The organism is Geitlerinema sp. CS-897, from assembly GCF_028368005.1.
GTDB lineage: Bacteria > Cyanobacteriota > Cyanobacteriia > Cyanobacteriales > Geitlerinemataceae > Baaleninema > Baaleninema simplex.
The window spans coordinates 1-5,349 of the sequence record NZ_JAQNCQ010000269.1 but is presented as its reverse complement, the minus strand read 5'-3'; the positions used below and the strand labels follow the sequence as shown (position 1 = coordinate 5,349).

General features: G+C 53.4%; 5 protein-coding genes. 1 reads left to right on the top strand and 4 read right to left on the bottom strand.

Annotated elements, in window-relative coordinates:
* Both POG22_RS17045 and POG22_RS17040 read right to left on the bottom strand, forming a co-directional pair.
* Positions 1 to 147: IS66 family transposase (locus tag POG22_RS17045; protein ID WP_498906576.1), on the bottom strand; the 147-nt coding region annotated here is incomplete at its 3' end.
* A gap of 131 nt (positions 148 to 278) precedes the next feature.
* On the bottom strand, positions 279 to 575 hold the full coding sequence (locus POG22_RS17040) for an IS1/IS1595 family N-terminal zinc-binding domain-containing protein (RefSeq protein ID WP_498906574.1): 297 nt from the start codon (positions 573 to 575) through the stop codon (positions 279 to 281).
* Positions 576 to 735: 160 nt separating this feature from the next.
* Here POG22_RS17040 and POG22_RS17035 point away from each other — a divergent pair, with 160 nt between their 5' ends.
* On the top strand, positions 736 to 879 hold the full coding sequence (locus POG22_RS17035) for a hypothetical protein (RefSeq protein WP_498906572.1): 144 nt from the start codon (positions 736 to 738) through the stop codon (positions 877 to 879).
* 226 nt (positions 880 to 1,105) lie between these two features.
* On the opposite strand, the gene POG22_RS17030 is transcribed toward POG22_RS17035, so the two are convergent.
* Positions 1,106 to 3,271 carry a pentapeptide repeat-containing protein gene (locus POG22_RS17030; RefSeq protein ID WP_498906571.1) on the bottom strand — a complete coding sequence of 722 codons (2,166 nt, stop codon included), beginning with the start codon at positions 3,269 to 3,271 and terminating at the stop codon, positions 1,106 to 1,108.
* Between the two features lie 92 nt (positions 3,272 to 3,363).
* Positions 3,364 to 5,025 carry an alpha/beta hydrolase gene (locus POG22_RS17025; RefSeq protein WP_498906570.1) on the bottom strand — a complete coding sequence of 554 codons (1,662 nt, stop codon included), beginning with the start codon at positions 5,023 to 5,025 and terminating at the stop codon, positions 3,364 to 3,366.
* Between the last annotated feature and the right edge of the window lie 324 nt (positions 5,026 to 5,349).

Sequence of the window (5,349 nt, the reverse complement as noted above, 5' to 3'; positions counted from 1 at the left end):
GCCGGATTCGGTCTTGTTGCCGCAAGAGACCTTGCGAGCGATGACGGCGGGACGTAACTGTCGTTCGGCGCGATTATTGGTGGCCTCGACTTGAGGTATAGCAGCCGCCAGAGCAACCAGGACATTTTCAAGCCTGGAAGTCGTCATACACAGCCAGAGCCGACTGTCTTAACCCAATTGGCGAGCGCTATACATTCAGAAAGACCAATTTACATAGTCTTGAAGATGTCGCATAGAAATTCTTGCAGCCCGAGAAATACCAGCTAAGGATATTTTTTCTAAAAGAAGTCGAGAGAACTCCGTTCCGCTTTGCGAACGACTAATTCCCAGGTTTCTTCAGAAATATGTTGGTATTGAGATCCCTCAACATACTGACGACCACAATCTTTATATTTAAATCTCTGCTTTCCATAATAGGTGTGACCATTTTTGATGCGATCTTCACTGCCGCATTGGGGACAAATCATAAGCATAAACCACAGAAAAATCTTTTCATCATTACTGTATAATACCACCATTTTGCGATTCGAGCAGGCATTGGAGTTATCTGAACGATTACAAGCCACTGATGGCATCGCTTATGCATCATTATTTCTAGGTTCGTCTCACAGCAATCTCGGCGAAAAACAAACTGCCTTGATGTATTATTAAAATGCTCTAGAGGCACTTCGAGAAATTGGAGATCGAGAATATCAAACCGTTACTCTCAGCAACCTCGGTACAGCCTACAATGCCTTGGGCAACCGCAGCGAAGCTCTCAATTTATACAACGAGGAACTTGAAGAAGTGTTGGGAAAAAGGTGCTATGTCATTCAAGAACAGATGCAAGAAGAGATCCGGGATTTAACGAACTATCATTGGCTGGGATTTGCGGCTTAAAAGTTTAGCAAATTTGGGAACAGGATTTGGTATGAATTCGCCGAGCGTATGTTGACGGTCGTGGCAACTCGACGTCGTCAAGGACGTGAGGTTCTTGATTTCTTGATTCAGGTTCTGCGTTCCGAGTCTCCTTCTCTGCTGTCTCTACTACCCCCTGAATAGTTACAGGTTGAGTGTAGACCTTGAAATGGCTGTTTCCGCGTCACATACCAACCTCATCATCACCTCATCTCCCACATTCGGGATGGATCGCGCCGTTGCTGCAAAGATAAGACAGCGCCTCGGTGTCTAAATTACGGGCGTTGCTGAAATCGACGCCTTCGACGAAACTTTTAGGATCGTTGAGGTTCGATCGCACCACAAACGTATTTTCTTGCTCCTGGGGTTCCCGCGTCCAAATAACACCTTGGAAATTCGACCCAGAAACGTCCGCCCCGCGCAAATCTACAAAGCTGAAATCGCTGTTTTGGAAATTGGCATATTGCAAGTTCGCCAACCGCAGCGACGCCCCCGATAAATCCGCTCCTCGGAAATTGGTATTCGTCAAATTGGTATTGGTTAAATCTGCCCCGGACAAGTTCGCATCTTGCCAGTTGGACTGACTCAAATTCGCCCCCGTCCAACGGCTTCCACCTGCTTCGATTTCCGTCAGCGTCGCCCCCGTTAAATTGGCGTTGGCAAAATTGGCCGTACTCAAATCCGCCCCCGTCAAACTTCCCTGACGTAACGACGCCCCCTCGAAATTCGTTCCCACCAATTGCCCGGAACTAAAATTCGCGCCGTTGGCACTGATACCTCGGGCGTCGGCGTGGTTGAGGTTGGACTGCATGGCGTTGGTGCGGTGCATCCAGACGTTGGTTAACCGCGCCCCGGCCAGGTTGGCGTGACTGATATCAGCACCGCTTAAATCGGCAATCCAATCGTCGTAAGTTCCGAAGCGTCCGTCTTCTCCCGCCCCGTAAAACTGGCTGCCTTGAAAACTGGCGCGATCGAGAATCGCCCCGCGAAAGCGAATCCCCGCTAAATCCACCGCATCGAGAACCAAGGTAAACGGTGCGTCGGCGGCGGTGGTTTGTCCTAAATGGGTGCGGCTGAGGTCGGCGGTGGGCATATCGCCGCTATAGTTGGTGAGAATTTTTGCGATCGCCCGTTGGGTTGCCCGCAGTCGTCGCGCCACCGCCGCTTTTTCCGCCGCATTGCCCCCGTATTGCAGAGAATCGAGGTCGGTTTTCAAGGATTGGTTGAGTCGCCGCAGTTCTGCGATCGCTTCGACGCCTCGACTGGCTAGGGATTGTTGAATCGCGTCGATGAGTTGTGGTGAAGTTTCCTGCCCTAGCAAATCCACCAACAAGGACATCGCCCGAGGATCGTCGAGGGTTCCCAAGGCTAAGATGGCATTTTTCCGTTCGTCCGGCGCACCGGGGACGGGGGTTAGCTTGCCTACGAGAGATAAAAACAGTTGGTTGTCCTGTTCCTTGAGTTCCCGCCAGTTGGTTTGTTGCTGAACGTACACCTGAGTTCCAACGAAGGTTCCCAACACCGCCGCCAAACAGAACAGCATGACGAGAAACAGCGTCGCCCCAGGATTGCGGCGCATCCACCACCACAGGCTGGGCGTCGAGGGCGGAATCTCGTCGGTGTGGGGCGAGAGGACGATCGCATCGACGAGTTCCCCTTCGTAAGTTTGCGTCCAATGTTCGGTATTGGGCGGCGTACTCCAGGGCCAATCGCCGTAGGGATTTTGCAGGACATCGAGGATGTGGGTTCCGGCGATGCGATCGTGGAGGCTGCGTCCGTCCCGTTTGACACGAGATACCAAGCCGTCGCCGAGGAATAATACTCCCGTGATTCCCGTTAAAACGCCTAAATCGGGAAACGCTCCCGTCAAACGCCACAATAACAAGGCGGTTCCACCGACGAGTCCCCAGCGTCCGATCCCTTCGCGCAGGGTCACGCGAAGTAATGTCGGTGGCGTTCCGTCAGCGGTGACGACTTGTACGCCAAACCAGCGTTTGGGGTCGGTTTGGCCGGTCGTACACAGTAAATAAATTTGCCAGCTTCCAGCGAGGACGGGTAAGACTAACGCCCCCGTCCAAAACAGGTTTGTCAGGGGCGAGACGTTGCGGTTGGGCTGTTGCATCGGTAAACCCAATACTTGACCGATGCGGTCTTCTGTGGCGGCGAGAATTGGGCTGAGGGGAACGGGATCGCCGATTTCGCGGTGTTTGGCGTAAGCCCCCAGTCCGTAGGGAATCGCCGCACTTCCGACGAGGAAGGACACTTCCAAGACAAAGGCACAGCTGCGACGTACCAGCATCGGCGTGCGTTGCAGGGTTTCGCGCCACCAAGGAAGCAGGCGATCGAAGTCGGAGTTGACGGAAGGGCTTGCCATAGGACCAACGAAAGGTTCAGGTCTTGTAAAAATGTATCAGTTTGTCGGGAAGGCGGGGCGATCGCATTTGGCAAAAACGAGGATCGATCGAGTTAGCGATCGCCGCTATCCTCAAAATCTTCGGTGTCGAACGTTTCTGTCAAATACAACGTCAACTCGTCTCGACTGAGGAATTCGGCGTAAGCGGCGTTGAGATAGCGATCGAACTCGTCGTTTCCCGCCAAGTGCGTCTGAAAAAACGCCACGGACAAGGCTTTGAGATAGTCCCGTCCGATTTGGGGATCGGGGCGATTTTCTCCAGTGAGAAACCGGGGTAAGCGACTGATATCGCCAATTTCCGTTGAGAAATGGGTTCCCGGAACCATCACCGCCAGATAGCGATGGGGCGTCGTCAGTTTCGTAAACGGGCGAATTTGTTCGATGACGGCGGGAACGAGAACATCGTGACTTCCCGAGACGAGAAAGGTGGGAACCTCGATTTCGGCTAAGCTTTCTTCCCCGAAAATTGTATGGGTGAGGGGATAGACGGAAAAAACCGCTCGAATGCGATCGTCGCGAAAGTCTGTGCGATCGCGATTTTGTGCGATCGCCTGGGCGCGACATTGCAACAACTGCGAAAAGTTAAACGTCGGTTGCGGGTCTTCGACACAATCTCGGTTGAGTTGCGTTTCGTTCAACGACGCACCCGCAACGGATAACGCCGTCGTCGCCCCGAAGGAATACCCTAAAATCCCGGTGTTTTGGACGTTGAGTCGCCCTCGCCAACTTGCGTCGGTGGCGGTGAGGCGTTCGAGTTCGTCGAGGGTGGCGTGGATGTCTCGAGCGCGACTGGGGTACTCTTCGGGTAAGACTAAGTTCTGTAATTCTCCCTGTAAAAACGCCGCCAGATAGATGCCGTTACTGCCGAAATGTTCGGGAACGGCGACGGCGAAGCCATAGGAGGCGAGATGTTGAGCGAGATACGCCAGTTGGCGGCGCGTCGAACCCATACCGTGGCTGAAAAGGATTAACGGGGCGGGTTCGGTGGTATCGGGAAGATAGACATCGACGGGAAGCTCGTAAGCGTTTGCAATACCGCTAGGGGTAGGGCGCGGTGCGTCGATGAAAATTTGCAGTTGGCGAAATTCTACGTCGTACTCGCCGAGTTCTCGCAAGTCGGGGAGTCGGGAAAAGTCGGTGTTGTGAAGATGGGTTTCGCGTTCGACGGCTTGCTGGATGGCTGCGATCGCCCGTTCTCGATTCTCCGACAAGCTCCCTATTTCGTCCACGAGTTCCACCACGACGCGGCCGTCAATTTTCAGCGAACGGGTGGGAAACTGGCGCAAAATTCCCAGCAGCGTTAAGCCTTCGGGTTCGGTCGAAGCCAGAATCATCGCCGATCGCAAGGCGTGAAAACCGTTGAGAGAACTGTCGGTTTGGATGCCCTGACCGATACGCTGGAGGAAGGCTTCCCCCATGTCGCTGTAGGTAAATCGCGAGATAACGTTGGGGGGTTCGTCGATGGGGAGTTGGAGGAGTTGGCGCAGTCGTTGGCGATCGCGATCGCTGAGATAGTCGAAATAGGCGTTGAGGTCTTTCGGGACTTCTCCAGTTTCGGCGAAGGTTTCGAGAGAGTCCACAGGAATCGAGCGATCGAAGGAACCGTAAGTAATGGTAATGCGATCGGCAGCAGAACTAGGTTTGCTCCCCCCGAAACTCAGCACGAGTCCCGTTAACAGACTGAATCCAAAACGATAGATAGGGCTTTTGGGCATAAAAATTCTCGTCACAGCCAGTTCGCTCGCAGAAATCGAGCTTCTCCGAACTTTACGGTAGCGCAGAGAGGTTTCTTTGATGCAGAGGGAAAGCGGAGCGTCCCTGAAAACCAGAACGAACGAAAACGCCAGAACTCCTGAGAATTCTGGCGCGATCGGGTCATGAACGATCCCCCACCTGCATCCCGCGAGGCGGAGGTGTCTTATTACAAGGCGTTAGCCCTTGCGACAGGCGGCATTCTCGCTGTGTTCTGGGAACTTTTACCCAGCAACACCCCCAAGTTGTTTCCACTATGGGGCTTTAGAAAAACTCTTGCCTGGAGT

Excerpts from the sequence above, each read along its gene's own strand:
- POG22_RS17040 (WP_498906574.1), bottom strand. The coding sequence starts at position 575 with ATGCCATCAGTGGCTTGTAATCGTTCAGATAACTCCAATGCCTGCTCG.
- POG22_RS17030 (WP_498906571.1), bottom strand. The coding sequence starts at position 3,271 with ATGGCAAGCCCTTCCGTCAACTCCGACTTCGATCGCCTGCTTCCTTGG.
- POG22_RS17025 (WP_498906570.1), bottom strand. The coding sequence starts at position 5,025 with ATGCCCAAAAGCCCTATCTATCGTTTTGGATTCAGTCTGTTAACGGGA.